Source organism: Amycolatopsis sp. NPDC051758, assembly GCF_044453095.1.
Taxonomy (GTDB): Bacteria; Actinomycetota; Actinomycetes; order Mycobacteriales; family Pseudonocardiaceae; genus Amycolatopsis.
On record NZ_JBITCJ010000002.1, the window covers coordinates 746,547 to 761,417 of the forward strand.

16 protein-coding genes are annotated in these 14,871 nt (G+C 71.8%); 5 read left to right on the plus strand and 11 right to left on the minus strand.

Features of this window, described 5'->3' with window-relative positions; all coding sequences use genetic code 11:
- Both ACIA5G_RS12465 and ACIA5G_RS12470 read right to left on the minus strand, forming a co-directional pair.
- Positions 1 to 477, minus strand: coding sequence for a DUF3237 domain-containing protein (locus ACIA5G_RS12465; protein WP_395922790.1), 477 nt, complete (start codon positions 475 to 477; stop codon positions 1 to 3).
- Entirely contained in the window at positions 474 to 932 is a 459-nt protein-coding gene (locus tag ACIA5G_RS12470; RefSeq protein ID WP_395922791.1) for an ester cyclase, read from the minus strand. Before ACIA5G_RS12470 ends, ACIA5G_RS12465 begins: the two co-directional genes overlap by 4 nt.
- Positions 933 to 994: 62 nt before the next feature.
- On the opposite strand from ACIA5G_RS12470, the gene ACIA5G_RS12475 reads away from it, so the two are divergent.
- On the plus strand, positions 995 to 1,603 hold the full coding sequence (locus tag ACIA5G_RS12475; protein WP_395922793.1) for a TetR/AcrR family transcriptional regulator: 609 nt from the start codon (positions 995 to 997) through the stop codon (positions 1,601 to 1,603).
- Between the two features lies 1 nt (position 1,604).
- Here the strand turns inward: ACIA5G_RS12475 and ACIA5G_RS12480 are convergent, their stop codons facing one another.
- Both ACIA5G_RS12480 and ACIA5G_RS12485 read right to left on the minus strand, forming a co-directional pair.
- A complete protein-coding gene (locus ACIA5G_RS12480; RefSeq protein WP_395922794.1) occupies positions 1,605 to 2,039 on the minus strand; it encodes a VOC family protein in 435 nt (144 codons plus the stop codon).
- Between the two features lie 40 nt (positions 2,040 to 2,079).
- Positions 2,080 to 2,736, minus strand: a complete 657-nt coding sequence (locus ACIA5G_RS12485) for a GntR family transcriptional regulator (RefSeq protein ID WP_395922795.1) — start codon at positions 2,734 to 2,736, stop codon at positions 2,080 to 2,082.
- A gap of 48 nt (positions 2,737 to 2,784) precedes the next feature.
- Here ACIA5G_RS12485 and ACIA5G_RS12490 point away from each other — a divergent pair, with 48 nt between their 5' ends.
- Positions 2,785 to 3,201 carry a VOC family protein gene (locus tag ACIA5G_RS12490; protein ID WP_395922796.1) on the plus strand — a complete coding sequence of 139 codons (417 nt, stop codon included), beginning with the start codon at positions 2,785 to 2,787 and terminating at the stop codon, positions 3,199 to 3,201.
- Here ACIA5G_RS12490 and ACIA5G_RS12495 read toward each other — a convergent pair.
- Together ACIA5G_RS12495 and ACIA5G_RS12500 are read right to left on the minus strand one after the other, a co-directional pair.
- Positions 3,181 to 4,179 carry a TerC family protein gene (locus tag ACIA5G_RS12495; protein WP_395922797.1) on the minus strand — a complete coding sequence of 333 codons (999 nt, stop codon included), beginning with the start codon at positions 4,177 to 4,179 and terminating at the stop codon, positions 3,181 to 3,183. The genes ACIA5G_RS12490 and ACIA5G_RS12495 overlap by 21 nt on opposite strands.
- A gap of 58 nt (positions 4,180 to 4,237) precedes the next feature.
- Positions 4,238 to 4,939 carry a TetR/AcrR family transcriptional regulator gene (locus ACIA5G_RS12500; protein WP_395922798.1) on the minus strand — a complete coding sequence of 234 codons (702 nt, stop codon included), beginning with the start codon at positions 4,937 to 4,939 and terminating at the stop codon, positions 4,238 to 4,240.
- An 83-nt stretch (positions 4,940 to 5,022) separates the two neighbouring features.
- On the opposite strand from ACIA5G_RS12500, the gene ACIA5G_RS12505 reads away from it, so the two are divergent.
- The 3 genes from ACIA5G_RS12505 to ACIA5G_RS12515 all read left to right on the plus strand — a co-directional run bounded on the left by ACIA5G_RS12505 (position 5,023) and on the right by ACIA5G_RS12515 (position 9,321).
- Positions 5,023 to 5,769, plus strand: a complete 747-nt coding sequence (locus ACIA5G_RS12505; protein ID WP_395922800.1) for a sigma-70 family RNA polymerase sigma factor — start codon at positions 5,023 to 5,025, stop codon at positions 5,767 to 5,769.
- A 471-nt stretch (positions 5,770 to 6,240) separates the two neighbouring features.
- Positions 6,241 to 7,416 carry a GAF domain-containing protein gene (locus tag ACIA5G_RS12510; RefSeq protein WP_395922801.1) on the plus strand — a complete coding sequence of 392 codons (1,176 nt, stop codon included), beginning with the start codon at positions 6,241 to 6,243 and terminating at the stop codon, positions 7,414 to 7,416.
- Positions 7,417 to 7,506: 90 nt separating this feature from the next.
- Complete coding sequence (locus ACIA5G_RS12515; protein WP_395922802.1) at positions 7,507 to 9,321, plus strand: flavin-containing monooxygenase; 1,815 nt, start codon at positions 7,507 to 7,509, stop codon at positions 9,319 to 9,321.
- Here ACIA5G_RS12515 and ACIA5G_RS12520 read toward each other — a convergent pair.
- From ACIA5G_RS12520 to ACIA5G_RS12540, 5 genes are read right to left on the minus strand one after another with little or no spacing between them, the layout of a single operon-like run.
- A complete protein-coding gene (locus ACIA5G_RS12520) occupies positions 9,318 to 10,358 on the minus strand; it encodes an acyl-CoA dehydrogenase family protein (RefSeq protein ID WP_395922804.1) in 1,041 nt (346 codons plus the stop codon). The genes ACIA5G_RS12515 and ACIA5G_RS12520 overlap by 4 nt on opposite strands.
- Positions 10,355 to 11,290: an acyl-CoA dehydrogenase family protein gene (locus ACIA5G_RS12525; RefSeq protein WP_395922805.1), complete on the minus strand. Its 936-nt coding sequence runs from the start codon at positions 11,288 to 11,290 to the stop codon at positions 10,355 to 10,357. Before ACIA5G_RS12525 ends, ACIA5G_RS12520 begins: the two co-directional genes overlap by 4 nt.
- Entirely contained in the window at positions 11,287 to 12,417 is a 1,131-nt protein-coding gene (locus tag ACIA5G_RS12530) for an acyl-CoA dehydrogenase family protein (protein ID WP_395922806.1), read from the minus strand. The genes ACIA5G_RS12525 and ACIA5G_RS12530 overlap by 4 nt, the downstream gene beginning before the upstream one ends.
- Entirely contained in the window at positions 12,417 to 13,268 is an 852-nt protein-coding gene (locus ACIA5G_RS12535; RefSeq protein ID WP_395922807.1) for an enoyl-CoA hydratase, read from the minus strand. Before ACIA5G_RS12535 ends, ACIA5G_RS12530 begins: the two co-directional genes overlap by 1 nt.
- Positions 13,265 to 14,797 (minus strand): FadD3 family acyl-CoA ligase, encoded by a 1,533-nt coding sequence (locus tag ACIA5G_RS12540; RefSeq protein ID WP_395922808.1) that lies wholly within the window; start codon positions 14,795 to 14,797, stop codon positions 13,265 to 13,267. Before ACIA5G_RS12540 ends, ACIA5G_RS12535 begins: the two co-directional genes overlap by 4 nt.
- Between the last annotated feature and the right edge of the window lie 74 nt (positions 14,798 to 14,871).

A 14,871-nucleotide genomic window follows, 5' to 3' on the forward strand; every position in this document is an offset into this window, starting at 1 on the left:
TCAGAGGACTTCCGAGACGCGGTAGGCGATCCCGCCTTCGACGAGGTAACCCGAGCCGACGCCCACGACGTTGTTGAGCCAGGCGTGGTCCGGCGAGCCGGTCTCGAAGAGCGGGGTGGTGCGGAAGTAGTACCGGGCGGGGTCGATCTCGTGCCGCCGTGCCCGGTCGGCGACGCCTTCGCGCAGGTCGGGCGGGATCACCCAGCGGCCGCCGTAGCTCAGGTGGACCAGCGCGCCGTCGTGGGTGCGCAGGGTCAGCCGGACGTCGAGGACCATCGTCCCGTCCGGGCGGAACTGCGCCCAGTCCCCGCCGCCCGGGAGGACGTCACCACGCAGTCGCGGGCCGTCGAAGGTGCCTCCGACCGCGCCGAAGAGGACGCGGGGCCCGATCGGCAGCGGCTCGGCGAGGTCCACGACGATGTCGAAGAGGTGCGCGGTGCGGGCTTCACCGACGTCCTTGATCCGCGGGTCCGTCATGCGGCCCGGCTTTCGGTGCGTCCCAGCCGGTCGAGGACCGCGTCGGCTGACAGGCCGGATCGTGCGGCCAGGCTCGCGAGGTCGAAGAAGAACCATTCGCTCGCGATGCGGTCCCCGGCGAACGTGAACCGGAGGACCACCGGCAGCTGCACCGGCCGGCGGTGCGGGGCGAGGCCGAGCCAGCCTTCGGCCGGAGTTATCCGGGCCGTGCCCCAGCACACGAGTGTGCCCGCGGAGTGCGCGTGGCCGTCCAGGGTCACCGCGTAGTCCGGGAACGACACGAAGAACCCGTTGAGCGCCTGTTCGTTTTCGGCCAGGCCGCGCGCGGCCACGCCGAACGCTGGGGCCTCCAGCACCATCTCGGGGTGGAACAGCCGCACCGCGGCCGGCACGTCTTGCCGGCTCTTCGCCTCGGCCAGGGCTTCGACCAGCTCGATCATCCGGTTCACGTCCATGTCGCCTCCTCCGTCACCAAAACATACGATCGGTCGTACGCTTTTGGCAAGGGTGTGCCAGGATGACCCCGGTGGAGGAAACCGAGGACCAGCGCCGGGTGCGTGGCGCCCGCGCCCGGCAGCGGATCGCACGGCGCGCCGTCGACATCGCGTCGCTGGAGGGGCTGACCGGGCTGAGCCTCGGCCGGCTCGCGACCGAGCTCGAGCTGAGCAAGAGCGGGATCCAGACCCTGTTCAAGACCAAGGAGAACCTGCAGCTGGCCGCGGCCGACGCGGCGCTCGCGGAGTTCACCACCGCAGTGCTCCTCCCGGCGCAGGACGCTCCCGACGGGGCCGCGCGGCTGCGTGCGCTCACCGAGCGCTGGCTCGCCTACGCCGAGACGCCGTTGTTCACCGGCGGCTGCTTCTGGTCCGCCACCCTGCCGGACTTCGACAGCCGGCCGGGCCCGGTCCGCGACGTGCTCCTCGCCCAGCACAACGCCTGGCTCGACCACCTGGCCGGCCGGCTCCGATACGCCGTCGACGCCGGCGAGATCGCCGCACTGGACCCGGACCTCGCGGCGTTCCAGCTCGATGCGGTGTTCAGCGCCGCCAACACGGCGATGCGCCTGGGTGATCGTGACGCCGCCGGGAAGGTGCGCCGGACCGTCGAGGGAATCCTGACCCGCTAGCTCAGTCGAGGCAGAATTCGTTGCCTTCGATGTCCTGCATCACGATGCACGACTCGTTGAAACCGTCGGCGAGCAGGACCTGGTACTGCACTGCGCCGAGCGCGATCAGGCGGTCGCGCTCGGCTTCGAGCGCGGCGAGGCGCTCGGCGCCCACGAGCCCGGTGCCGACCCGCACGTCGAGGTGCACCCGGTTCTTGACCACCTTGCCTTCGGGCACCCGCTGGAAGAACAGCCGCGGCCCCGCTCCCGAAGGATCACTGCAGGCAAAGGCCGCGCCCTGCCGCTCGGGCGGCAGCGAGCGGTCGAAGTCGTCCCAAGTGGCGAAGCCCTCCGGTGGCGGCGGCACGACGTAACCGAGCACCTCGCACCAGAACCGGGCGACCCGCTCGGGTTCCGCGCAGTCGAAGGTGATTTGGACCTGCCTGATCGACCCCATCGGCCCACCCTAGTGGCGCGTGCCGGGCGGTCGCATCCGGTTAACGGCCGGCGAGGATGTCGTACGCGTGCCGGCGGTGCTCGGCGAACAGCTCGAGCGCCGCTTCACGATCGCGGGCCCGCAGCGCCGCGGCGAGCCGCGCGTGTTCGGCGGGAATTCCCGCCAGGTAACCGTCGGTGTCGACGCCGATCCGGGTCAGCAGGAACAGGTGCACCTGCGACCGGATCCCTTCCCAGGCCTCACGCAGGCGCCGGTGCCCGGCCGCGGCGTAAACCGCGTCGTGGAAGGCGAGGTCGCAGCGGACCATCTCGTGCTCGTCGGCCGCCCGCTCCATGCGCCGCACGGCGTTGTCGATCGTGGCGAGGTCGTCTTCCGGCGCGCGGTCGACCACCAGCGCGACGGCGAGCTGTTCGAGCGCCGCCCGCAGCGTGTCCAGCTCGGCGACGTCCACATCGGACAGCGCGGTGACCGTGGCGCCGCGGTGCCATTCGCTGCGGACGAGGCCTTCGCGCTCCAGCTTGAGCAGCGCTTCGCGCACCGGCCCGCGGCTGACCCCCAGCGCTTCGGCCAGCTCCACCTCGCGCAGCTGGCTGCCGGGCGGGTAACCCCCGTCGAAGACGGCGTCCCGGATGCGGTCGGCGACCTCGTCGGCGAGCCCCCGCCGTCGTGCGGGTGCGACCTGGGCGGTTCTGCTCATGTCGTAATGTTAACATTGAGACAAGCACCCCGGCCGAAAGGACACGCGATGACCATCCCCCGCTTCCACCTGGCCGTGCCGGTGGACGACCTGGCCGCCGCCCGCCACTTCTACGGCGAGGTCCTCGGCCTCGAGCAGGGCCGCAGCGCCGAGCGGTGGGTCGACTGGAACCTGCACGGCCACCAGTTCGTGACGCACCTGGCGCCGGGCCGGCCGGAGCGGGTCCACAACCCGGTCGACGGCCACGACGTGCCGGTGCCGCACTTCGGCCTGCTGCTCACCGTCGACGAGTTCCAGGCCCTCGCCGGACGGCTGCGCGCCGCGGACACGGAGTTCGTCATCGAGCCCTACCTGCGTTTCGCGGGCCAGCCGGGCGAGCAGTGGACCATGTTCCTGCTCGACCCCGCCGGGAACGCCTTGGAGTTCAAGGCTTTCGCGGACGACTCACAGGTCTTCGCGGTCTGAGTCCGACGCCCGCAACGAACCCGGGTGCGCCTTCGCGTCCGGGTCGTTCCGGGTCTTGATCAGGCTGGCGACCGTCACGACGGCGAGGACGCCGATGATCACCGCGAGGCTCACCGGCGTCGCGATCTCCGGGACGCGCTCGTCGATGTCGACGTGCGCCCAGTGCAGGATCAGCTTCACGCCGATGAACGCAAGGATCACCGCGAGCCCGGCGGACAGGTAGACGAGCCGGTCGAGCAGGCCCTTCACGAGGAAGTACAGCGCCCGCAGGCCGAGCAGCGCGAACGCGTTCGCGGCGAAGACGATGTAGGGCTCTTCGGTCACGCCGAACACGGCCGGGATCGAGTCCAGCGCGAACAGCAGGTCCACCCCGCCGATCGCGACCAGGACGACCACCAGCGGGGTGACCGCCCGGCGGCCCGCCACCTTGGTGGTCAGCCGGCCGCCGTCGTACCCGTCGGAGACCGGCAGCACCCGCCGCGCGGTGCGGACGATCAGGTTGTGCTCGATGTCGGGATCCGAGTCGCGGTGCCGGAACAGCTGCACGCCGGTGTAGATCAGCAGCAGGCCGAACAGCAGGAACATGAACGAGAACAACGACAGCAGCGTTGCGCCGAGCGCGATGAAGATCGCCCGCATGACCAGCGCCAGCACGATCCCGAACGTGAGCACCTTGTGCTGGTGCTCTTCCGGGACGGCGAACGTCGTCATGATGATCACGAACACGAACAGGTTGTCGACCGACAGGCTCTTCTCGACGATGTAGCCGGCGAAGTACTCGGCGCCGAATTCACCGCCGTGCGCCAAGGTCAGCCAGACGCCGAACGCCACCGCGACGAGGATGTACCCCACCGACCATGCGACCGCCTCGGCGAACCCGACGCGGTGCGGCCGGACCGCGGCGAGCACCAGGTCGATCGCGAGCAGCCCCAGGATGACGCCGATGGTGAGCAGCCACGTGCCGGCCCCGATGCCCATCCACTCCCCCGTTCCTGCGCTCTTGCTGCGATCGTACGTGCGAAATGGACAAAGCGCACTAGGAGTCCATTGTGGACCATGCGGAAAGGTCCGCCGCCTCGAGCCGGGCGTGCGGGTCCAGCTCGAGGCCGCCCCGGCGGAGCGTGTCGTCCACGATGCCCCACACCCAGCGGGCCAGCAGGGCGGCCAGCTCGGCCCGGTCGACGCCGCGGGGGTTCTCCAGCCAGCGTGCGGTGCTCGACTCGACCAGGCCGACCAGTCCGAACGCGACGGCTTCGCAGACGCGGGTGTCGATGCCGAACAGGCCGAGGTAGTGCTCGAACACCACGGTGAGCTGCCGCGCGATGGCGGTCTTTCCGTCGCCGAAGACGTCGGGGGCGCCGTCGAGGCCGTGCTTGGTCAGGTAGCGGTAGAGCGGGCCGTGCTCGGCCAGCCAGCGGGTGTGCGCGCCGATCGCGGTGCGGATCAGGTCCATCGGGGTGCCGCTCGGCTGCCACAGCGGTGCGAACTCGGCGGTGATCAGCTCCGCGACCCGGCACGCGATCGCGTGCTGCAGGTCCGCGGCGCCGTCGAAGTGCCGGTAGAGCCGGGTGCGGGCGACGCCGGCTTCGTCGGCGATCTGCTCGGTGGAGACCTCGGGCCCGTGCCGGGTGATGGCGCGCAGACCGGCTTCCACGAACTCGCGGCGACGGCGGTCGCGCTGGCCCGCCCACCGCGCGGCCCGGCCGTCGGGCGGCCGCGGCGTGTTCGGCGACGTCATCGGCTGGAGTGTACCGACGGGCGGCTATCGCGTACACTGCCGTACCTCTTACTTTGGGTGCGTTTCGATCACGGAGGGTGCCGATGGGCAGCGTCGACGACGACGTCCCGCCGGACGCCGTGCTGCTCGCCGCCCTCCGCGCCGGCGACCTCGGCGCGAGCGGCCTCCTGTTCCGCCGGCACGCCGACGCGCTGCGCCGGACCGCGCGGGCGTGGGCGAACCAGCCCGCGGAGCGCGACGACCTGGTGGCCGAGACGTTCGCCCGGGTGCTGGCCGTGGTGCACGCGGGCGGCGGGCCGGAGGGCGACCTGCGGCCGTACCTCGTCGTGACGATGCGGAACCTGGTGTCCCGGTGGGGCCGCCAGGGCAGCCGGGTCGAGCTGTGCGAAACGGTCCCCGAGACGGCCGCCCGCGGGGCCGAGGAGCTGGCGCTGCACCGGTCGAACGAGAAGCTGGTGTGGACGGCGTACTGCACGCTGCCCGGCCGGTGGCGCACGGTGCTCTGGCGGACCGAAGCCGAGGGTGACACCCCGACGGAGGTGGCGCCCCTGCTCGGGCTGACCCCGAACAGCGTCGCGGCGCTGGCGATGCGGGCACGTGAGGGGCTTCGGCAGGCGTACCTGCAGGTCCAGGTGCCCGACGCCGAGGAGCCGGTCTGCCGCGAGCCGCGGCGCCGGATGGGTGCGTGGGTGCGGGGTGCGCTGTCGCCCCGCCGGGCGAGCGCGGTCGCCGACCACATCGCGGGCTGCGGTTCGTGCCGGACGGTGGCGACCGGGCTGGACGAAGCCAACCGCGAACTCCCCGGCTCCCCCGCCCGCCTAACCGGCTGACCCTCCCCACCCGCCCCTCCCGACACGCCCCTCCAAGCACACGAACCGACTGTCCAGGTACGCGAACCGACCGCCTGGGTACGCGAACCGACTGTCCAGGCACGTGAGCCGACCGCCCGGGTACGCGAACCGACTGTCCAGGCACGTGAGCCGACCGCCCGGGTACGCGAACCGACTGTCCAGGTACGCGAGTCGTCCACCTGAGTACGCGAGTCGTCCGCCCGGGTACGCGAGCCGTCCATCTCGGTACGCAAGCCGTCCGTCCAGGTACGCGAGTCGTCCAGCCAGGTACGCGAGTCGTCCATCCCAGCACGCGAGCCGTCCGCCCGGGTACGCGAGTCGTCCATCCCGGCACGCGAGTCGTCCAGCCAGGTACGCGAGTCGTCCGGTGTGGCTGCCCCGCACGTTGCGCCGAGGTTGCCTCGCCCCCGCCCCGCCGGGTTACCGTGGAGGACGGCCCAGGAGGTGGCGGTGGACGAAGGCGTCTGCGCGGTCCGGCCCGGCACCGACGTGGCCGGGCACGCCCGGCTGCTCGCGGGCATCCACGACGCCGTCCTGGCCGGGCGACCACCCGAATCCGCTCCGCGCCGGCTCGTCGAACGCTCGTGGCGTCGGGTGGCCGCGCAGGGTGTCGACCCGGACCGGCCGCCCGCGCCCGACCCCGTCGGGGTTGCCGAGGTCGAACGGCGGCGGACCGGCTGCCGGCTGAACGAGGTGCTTCCCGAGCTGCGGGGCGCGCTGACGTCCGTCGCCGAAGACGCGCACCACCTGATGGTCGTCACCGATGCCGACGGTGTTGTCCTCTGGCGTGAGGGTGCGCGCCGGGTGCGGCACCGGGCCGACTCGCTGGGCTTCACCGAGGGCGCCACCTGGTCCGAGCCCGCCATCGGCAGCAACGCGATCGGCACGGCGCTCGCCGAAGCGGCGCCCGTGCAGATGTTCGCGGCCGAGCACTTCGTGCGCTCCCACCACTCCTGGGCCTGCACCGCCTACCCCGTGCACGACCCGCGGACCGGCGAACTGCTCGGGATCGTCGACGTCAGCGGGCCGGCCGAGACCGTCCACCCGATGACCGTCGCCCTGGTCGGGACGTCGGTTCGGCTCGCCGAAGCCGTCCTCTGGCAACGCCACGAAGCCCGCCTCGAAGGTCTCCGGCAGCTGTCGGGGCACGTCCTCGCGGGCGGGCCCGGCCTCGTTGTCGACGACCACGGGTGGGTCGCCGCCCGGAGCGGCGTCTCCGGGATCGACCGCGTCGCCGCGCCTCGCCACGGTGTGCCCGTCGCGGTCCGCGGGGTCGGGGCGTGCGAACCCGAGCCGGTGCCGGGCGGCTGGCTGTTGCGGCCGAGCCGCCACGAAACCCTGCGGCTGACGCTCGAGTTCGATCCGCCGCGCGCGATCGTCGAGGGCTCGGCGCGGTGGACGCACCCGCTCGGCCGGCGCCAGGCGGACCTGCTGCGGCTGATCGCGACCGCCGGGCCGGCCGGGATGTCGGCGGCGCAGCTGTCGGAGACGCTCTACGGCGACCGCACGCACCTGGTGACCGTGCGGGCCGAGCTGTCCCGGCTGCGCAAGCTCGTCGGCGGGCTGCTGCTCGCGCGGCCGTACCGGATCGCGCCGGACGTCGACGTCGTGCTGATGCAACCCTGAAGCAACCCTTACCCCGGCCCGGGCCCGCGGTGTTGGCTGCGCTGAACGCGCCGCCGACGAAGACGGTGCCCGAGACGGGGAGGTCCGCTCATGACCCAGACCCTCGAACCGGCCCAGGCCGTCGGTGCCCGCCAACGCGTCGAAGGCTGGCTCGCCGACTTCGAGGCCGCGCTCGCGGCCCGGGACGCCGACCGGGCCGCCGCCCTCTTCGCCACGACGTCGTTCTGGCGGGACCTCGTCGCGTTCACCTGGAACCTCAAGACCGTCGAAAACCGCGAGGGTGTGAAGGACCTCCTCCTCGCCACGATGGACACCGCCGACGCACACGGCTTCCACCCCACCGACGAGCCCACCGAGAGTGACGGCGTGGTCGAGTCGTGGATCGGCTTCGAGACCGCCGCCGGCCGCGGACGCGGGCACCTGCGCCTCACCGACGAAGGCGCGTTCACCTTCCTCACGACGTTGCACGAGCTCAAGGGGCACGAGGAGCCACTCGGCACGGCCCGGCCGAAGGGCGCCGAACACGGCATCAACCCCGACCGGGTCACCTGGGCGGAAGCGCGGCAGGCCGAGGCCGCGGAGCTGGGGACGACCACCCAGCCGTACGTCGTCGTCATCGGCGGCGGGCAGGGCGGGATCGCGCTGGGCGCCCGGCTGCGCCAGCTCGGCGTGCCGCACGTCGTCGTCGACCGCCACGCCCGCCCCGGCGACCAGTGGCGCGGCCGGTACAAGTCGCTGTGCCTGCACGACCCGGTCTGGTACGACCACCTGCCTTACCTCGACTTCCCGCGCACCTGGCCGGTCTTCGCGCCGAAGGACAAGATCGCCGACTGGCTCGAGATGTACACGAAGGTCATGGAGGTGAACTACTGGTCGTCGACGACCTGCAAGAGCGCCTCTTACAACGAAGAGACCCAGGAGTGGACGGTCGTCCTCGACCGCGACGGCGAGGAAGTCGTCCTCAAGCCGAAGCAGCTCGTGCTCGCGACCGGCATGTCGGGCAAGCCGAACATCCCGACGTTGCCGGGACAAGATCGCTTCCGCGGCGACCAGCACCACAGCTCACAGCACCCCGGGCCGGACGCCTACCGCGGCAAGAAGGCCGTCATCATCGGGTCCAACAACTCCGCGTTCGACATCTGCGGCGCGCTGTGGGAGGCCGGCGCCGACGTCACGATGGTCCAGCGCAGCTCGACACACATCGTGAAGTCGGATTCGCTGATGGACCTCGGGCTGGGCGACCTCTACTCGGAGCGCGCGCTCGCGGCCGGGATGACCACGCAGAAGGCGGACCTGACCTTCGCCTCGCTCCCCTACCGGATCATGCACACGTTCCAGCAGCCGGTGTACGCCGCGATCAAGGACCGCGACCAGGAGTTCTACGACCGTCTCGAAGCGGCCGGCTTCCGGCACGACTGGGGTGACGACGACTCCGGCCTGTTCATGAAGTACCTGCGCCGCGGCTCCGGTTACTACATCGACGTCGGCGCGGCGGACCTGGTGGCCAACGGCGACGTCAAGCTCGCGCACGGCCAGGTGACCTCGCTGACCGAGACGTCCGTGGTCCTCGACGACGGCACCGAGCTCGAGGCCGACCTGGTCGTCTACGCCACCGGGTACGGCTCGATGAACGGCTGGGCGGCGGACCTGATCAGCCAGGAGGTCGCCGACAAGGTCGGGAAGGTCTGGGGCCTCGGCTCGGCGACCACGAAGGACCCGGGCCCGTGGGAAGGCGAACAGCGGAACATGTGGAAGCCCACGCAGCAAGAGGGTCTCTGGTTCCACGGCGGCAACCTCCACCAGTCCCGGCACTACTCGCTGTACCTGGCGCTGCAGCTGAAGGCACGGGCCGAAGGGATCCCGACGCCGGTGTACGGGCTGCAGGAGGTGCACCACCGCTCTTAAGCGTCGAGCGCGCCCGCGGGATCGCCGAACAGCAGGGCGCTTCCGTGGGCGCGCTTGAAGTACAGGTGGGCGTCGTGCTCCCAGGTGATCGCGATGCCGCCGTGCAGCTGGATCATCTCCGCCGCCGCGTGGGAAAACGCCTCGCTGCACACGACTTTCGCGGTCGTGACGGCTTCCGCGTCGCCGTCCACCAGGGCCGCGTACAACGCCGACCGCGCCGCTTCGACGTGGACGTGCACGTCGGCCATCCGGTGCTTCAGCGCCTGGAACCCGCCGATCGGCCGGCCGAACTGACGGCGTTGTTTGGTGTACTCCACCGTAAGTTCGAGCGCGCGGGCTGACGCGCCGACCTGCTCGGCGGCGACGGCGATCGTCGCGGTGTCGCGCAGCCGCTCTTCGTTGAAGCCGGTGGTGTCGAGGCGACGCGCCGGCGTGCCGGAGAACTCCACGATGGCCAGCCGCCGGGTCGGGTCCAGGGTCGTGACCCGCGAACGGCGGACACCGTCCAGGGGCACCTCGAACAGGCCCACGCCGTCCGGGGTGCGGGCCACCGCGAGCAGGACGTCCGCGATGTCGCCGTCCAGGACGTAGTGCGCGCGGCCGTCGAGGCCGGTGTCCGAAGCGGTGCAGGCGAGCTCGGATCCGTCCACATCGGACCACGCCAGCGCGGCGAGCGTGGTGCCCGCGGCGATGCCCGGCAGCAGCCGCTGGCAGGCGTCCTCGTTGCCCGAGCCGAGCAGTGCCGACCCGCACAGCACCGCCGAACCCAGCATGGGCGCGGGCGTCAGCGTCCGGCCGAGCTCCGCCAGCACCACGCACACCTCGGCCAGGCCGGCGCCCGCGCCGCCGTAACACTCCGGGATTGCGAGCGCGGCGACGCCGATCTGCTCGCACAGCGTCGACCAGAGTTTGTCGTCGTACCCGAGCGGCGACTCCATCGCCGCCCGCACCGCTTCCGGCCCCGACCGCCGGGTCAGCAACGAGCGCACCGCGTCCCGCAGGGCGACGGCTTCTTCCGTCTCGAGTGGATCCGTCATCGGATGCCCGCCAGGACACGCGCGCGGTGGAACGACCCGTTCCCCCAGGCGCCGGCCAGCGCCCGCACCTTGGTCAGCCGCAGCCCGAGGTCGTGCTCGGCCGTGTAGCCGATGGCGCCGTGCACCTGCAGCGCCGTCCGCGCGGCCAGGTACGCCGCGTCCCCGGCCATCACCTTGGCCGCCGAGACGTCGCGAGTGCGGGTGTCACCGGCGACGGCCGCGCCGTACAGCAGCGGCCGGGCCAGTTCGAGCTGCGTCACGACGTCGGCGAGCAGGTGTTTGACCGCCTGGTACTCGCCGATGGCCCGGCCGTACTGGCTGCGTTGCTTCGCATAGGCGACCGAGGCGTCGAGGAGCCATTGCCCCGCGCCGAGGAGCTGGGCCGACACCGCCAGCACGCCGAGGTCGAACGCGATCGGGTCGGCGGCGGTGGGGCGGGTGGTCCCGGTGACCCGGAACAGCCGCCGGGCCGGGTCGATCGACCGGACCGGCGTGATCCCGGCGCCGGCGACCTCACCCTCGTTGAGGTCGAGGACCACTCCGGCGACGTCGGCGTCCAGGGCGAGCGGCACCGACGGCGGCGCGACGACCGTGGCGAGCAGCTCACCCCCGGCGAGCGCGGTCAGCCGGTCACCGGTCAGCACGGCAGGCGCGACAGCGGCCGTCTCGACGAGCGGCCCGGGCACGGCGTGGTAACCGAGCGCCTCGAAAGCGACCACCAGGTCGACCGCGGTGCCGCCGAGCCCGCCGTGCTCCTCACCGACCAGCAGGGCGGGGACGCCGAGGTCGGCCAGCGCCCGCAGCAGCTTCAGGCCCCGGTCGTGGTCCCCGGCCGCCCAGGCCCGGGCGACCGCGGCGGTGTCGGCGCCGCCCAGCAAGTCGTGCAGGGACGCCGAGAACTGGCGCTGCTCCGGTGACAGCTGGAACCTCATCGGCGCGCCTCCCTCGGCAGTTTCAGCAGCCGTTCGGCGATCGTGTTGCGCTGGATCTGGTCGGTGCCGCCGTAGATCGGGCCGGCCAGGGAGAACAGGTAGCCGTCCACCCAGTCCGGGTCCGTTTCCGCGGCCGCGCCGAGCACGTCCAGCGCCGTCTCGTGCAGGGTGACGTCGAGGTGCGACCAGAACAGCTTGTTCACACTGGACTCCGGGCCGAGCTCACCACCGTCGGCGAGCCGGCTGACGGTGCCGAACGTGTAGAGCTGGTAAGCCCGCGCGCCGATCCAGGCGTCGGCCACCCGGTCCTGTGTGGACGGTGGTGAACCGTACGAGCGCCAGAGGTCCACGAGCCGGGCGGCCGAGGCGAGGAACCGGCCGGGACTGCGCAGGGACAGCCCGCGTTCGTTGTTGGCGGTGGTCATCGCGACCCGCCAGCCCTGCCCCGGCTCGCCGATCACGTCTTCGTCCGGCACGAACACCGAGTCGAAGAAGATCTCGGCGAACCCGGGCTCGCCGTCCAGCTGCGGGATCGGCCGCACGGTGACCCCGTCGGCGCGCAGGTCGGCCATGAAGTAGGTCAACCCGTGGTGCCGCTGCGCGTCAGGTTCGGTCCGGAACAGCCCGAACGCGCGGTCGGCGAACGTCGCCCGCGAGCTCCACGTCTTCGCGCCCGAAAGCAGCCAGCCGCCGTCGGTGCGCACCGCCGTGCTGCGCAGCGCGGCGATGTCGCTGCCCGCCTCGGGTTCCGACCACGCCTGCGCCCACACCTGCTCACCCCGGGCCATCGCGGGCAGGATCCGGTCGCGCTGCTCCGGGGTGCCGTGGGCGAACAGGGTCGGGCCGAGCATGAAGATCCCGTTCTGGCTCACCCGGCCCGGCGCGCCCGCCGCGTAGTACTCCTCTTCGAACAGCAGCCACTGCAGCAGCGAGGCGTCGCGACCGTGGTACTCGCGCGGCCACGACACGACGGACCAGCGCGCTTCGGCGAGCTCGGCCTCCCACTCGCGGTGCGCCGCGAACCCTTCGGCGGTGTCCATCGACGGCAAGGACGGGACGTGCGCCGCGAGCCATTCCCGCGCCTCGTCCCGGAACGCCGCCGACGCCTCGTCGATGTCGAGATCCATCAGGTCCCCTTGTTCGCGTCGCGCATGGACCGCGCGGACTGCCCGCCGAGGGAGTCTTCCGACGTCTCCGCGTTGTGGGCGTGCGCCAGGTGGTGCAGCCCGAACACGGAGTCCATTCCGGACCGCAGCCCCATCAGGTCTTCGGCCTGGTTGACGGCCTTCTTCGCCAGCGCGAGCCCGAACTGCGGCATCCCGGCGATCTTCTCCGCCAGCTCCAGCGTGTGCTGCTCGAGCTCGGCGCGCGGCACGATCCGGTTGATCATGCCCCATTCCTTGGCCTGCTGGACGGTGAAGCGCTCGCCGGTGAACAGCACCTCCTTCGCCGCGCGCGGCCCGAGCACCCACGGGTGCGCGAAGTACTCGACGCCCGGAATCCCCATGCGCACCACGGGATCGGCGAAGAAGGCGTCGTCGGAGGCGACGATGAGATCGCAGATCCAGGCCAGCATCAGCCCGCCCGCGATGCAGGCGCCCTGGACACTCGCGATCATCGGCTTCGGGATTTCCCGCCAGCGGCGGCACATGCCGAGGTAGACCTCGGACTCGCGGGCGAACCGCTGGTCCCCGCCGGCCCGGTCGGTGTGGTCCCACCACATCACCGCGCGGCGGTCGAAGGTGACGTCGACGTCGCGGCCCGGGGTGCCGATGTCGTGCCCGGCGGAAAAGTGCTTACCCTCACCCGCCAGCACGATCACCTTGACCTCGGCGTCGTTCACCGCGCGGGCGAAGGCGTCGTCGAGGGCGTAGGTCATCGCCGAGTTCTGGGCGTTGCGGTAGCCGGGCCGGTTCATCGTGACCACGGCGACCGGCCCGCGCCGCTCGTAGCGGACGACGTCGGCTTCGACGCTCATGCCTTCTCCTCACTGAGCAGCCGCTTCAGCACCTTGCCGGAAGCGTTGCGGGGCAGCTCGTCCAGGAACTCGACGAACCGCGGGGTCTTGTAGTTGGCGAGCCGCTCGCGGCAGAACCCGATGACGTCGTCCGCGGTCAGCCCGGAGCCGACGACGAACGCCTTGCCGACCTCGCCGAGCCGCTCGTCCGGCACGCCGATCACGGCGGCGTCGCGCACGCCGTCCAGTTCGGTCAGCGCGTGTTCGACCTCGGCCGGGTAGACGTTGAACCCGCCGCAGATGTACATGTCCTTGAGCCGGCCGGTGATGGTGAGGTACCCGGCGGCGTCGAGCTCGCCGACGTCGCCGGTGTGCAGCCAGCCGTCCTCGTCGACGGCTTTTGCGGTCGCTTCGGGATCGTCGAGGTAACCGAGCATGACGTCGGGCCCGCGGACCACGATCTCGCCCGGGTCACCGTGGATCGCCACCTCGAAGCCGGCGGTCGCCCGGCCGGACGTCCTGGCGACGAGCTCCGCGTCGTCACCCGGGCGGCACATCGTGACGACCACGGCTTCGGTGAGGCCGTAAGCGGTCAGGACGATTTCGAAGCCCAGCTCCGAGCGCATCCGGCGGACCAGGGACGCCGGGACCGTCGCCGCCCCGGTGACGGCGAGCCGCAACGACGACAGGTCCCCGCGGTCGGGCTCGTGCAGCAGGGACTGGAAGACGGTCGGCGCGCCGGGCAGCACGGAGATCCGTTCGCGGGTGATCACCTCGAGGGCCTTGCGGACGTCGAACACGGCCTGCGGGACGATCGTCGCGCCGGTCAGCAGCCCGACCAGGATCCCGGCCTTGTAACCGAAGCTGTGGAAGAACGGGTTGATCACCAGGTACCGGTCGCCGTCGGTGACCCGGCCGCAGTCCGCCCAGGCCGCGGCGACGTCGACCGCCTGGCGGTGGGCCGACAGCACCCCCTTGGAGCGGCCGCTGGTGCCCGAGGTGAAGAGGATGTCGCTGACGTCGTCCGGTTTCACCGCGTCCGCGCGGGCCTCGGCTTCCGCTTCCGGCACCTGCTCGGCGAACGCCAGGAACTCGTCCCAGCCGAGCGTCCCCGGCACCGGCCGGTGCGGTTGCTCCAGGGGGACGCGGACAACGGTGCGGAGGTCGGGCAGCTGTGCGCCGGTCGCGACGATCGCGGCGTGGCGGTCGGCGCCGAGGAAGTCCGCCGCGACGACCAGCGCCCGGGCCCGGCCGCGGACGAGCAGGTCCACGGTCTCGGCGGCGGTGAACCGGGTGTTGACCGGGATCAGCGTCGCGCCCGCGTAGAGCGCGCCGAGCGCCGTCAGGACCCAGTGGTGGGTGTTCGGCAGGGTGATGGCGACCCGGTCGCCGGGCTCGACACCGCGCGCGACGAAGGCGCGGGCGACCACCTGAACACGTTCCAGAAGTGTGCGGAAGCCGAGCCGCAGTTCACCGTCGACCAGCGCCTCCGCGGAGCCGAACTTCGCGGCAGCGTCGCGGACGACGGCCGGGATCGTGGTCTGTCCCACCACACCCTCCTCTGGACCGACAAACTAGAACGTGTTCTCATTAGCCTAGGTGCCGGACCGGCCCGGCAGCAAGG

What these genes read in the sequence shown, in the direction of transcription:
- ACIA5G_RS12465 (WP_395922790.1), bottom strand. Translation starts at nt 477, where the DNA reads ATGACGGACCCGCGGATCAAGGACGTCGGTGAAGCCCGCACCGCGCAC.
- ACIA5G_RS12470 (WP_395922791.1), bottom strand. Translation starts at nt 932, where the DNA reads ATGGACGTGAACCGGATGATCGAGCTGGTCGAAGCCCTGGCCGAGGCG.
- ACIA5G_RS12475 (WP_395922793.1), top strand. Translation starts at nt 995, where the DNA reads ATGACCCCGGTGGAGGAAACCGAGGACCAGCGCCGGGTGCGTGGCGCC.
- ACIA5G_RS12480 (WP_395922794.1), bottom strand. Translation starts at nt 2,039, where the DNA reads ATGGGGTCGATCAGGCAGGTCCAAATCACCTTCGACTGCGCGGAACCC.
- ACIA5G_RS12485 (WP_395922795.1), bottom strand. Translation starts at nt 2,736, where the DNA reads ATGAGCAGAACCGCCCAGGTCGCACCCGCACGACGGCGGGGGCTCGCC.
- ACIA5G_RS12490 (WP_395922796.1), top strand. Translation starts at nt 2,785, where the DNA reads ATGACCATCCCCCGCTTCCACCTGGCCGTGCCGGTGGACGACCTGGCC.
- ACIA5G_RS12495 (WP_395922797.1), bottom strand. Translation starts at nt 4,179, where the DNA reads ATGGGCATCGGGGCCGGCACGTGGCTGCTCACCATCGGCGTCATCCTG.
- ACIA5G_RS12500 (WP_395922798.1), bottom strand. Translation starts at nt 4,939, where the DNA reads ATGACGTCGCCGAACACGCCGCGGCCGCCCGACGGCCGGGCCGCGCGG.
- ACIA5G_RS12505 (WP_395922800.1), top strand. Translation starts at nt 5,023, where the DNA reads ATGGGCAGCGTCGACGACGACGTCCCGCCGGACGCCGTGCTGCTCGCC.
- ACIA5G_RS12515 (WP_395922802.1), top strand. Translation starts at nt 7,507, where the DNA reads ATGACCCAGACCCTCGAACCGGCCCAGGCCGTCGGTGCCCGCCAACGC.
- ACIA5G_RS12520 (WP_395922804.1), bottom strand. Translation starts at nt 10,358, where the DNA reads ATGACGGATCCACTCGAGACGGAAGAAGCCGTCGCCCTGCGGGACGCG.
- ACIA5G_RS12525 (WP_395922805.1), bottom strand. Translation starts at nt 11,290, where the DNA reads ATGAGGTTCCAGCTGTCACCGGAGCAGCGCCAGTTCTCGGCGTCCCTG.
- ACIA5G_RS12530 (WP_395922806.1), bottom strand. Translation starts at nt 12,417, where the DNA reads ATGGATCTCGACATCGACGAGGCGTCGGCGGCGTTCCGGGACGAGGCG.
- ACIA5G_RS12535 (WP_395922807.1), bottom strand. Translation starts at nt 13,268, where the DNA reads ATGAGCGTCGAAGCCGACGTCGTCCGCTACGAGCGGCGCGGGCCGGTC.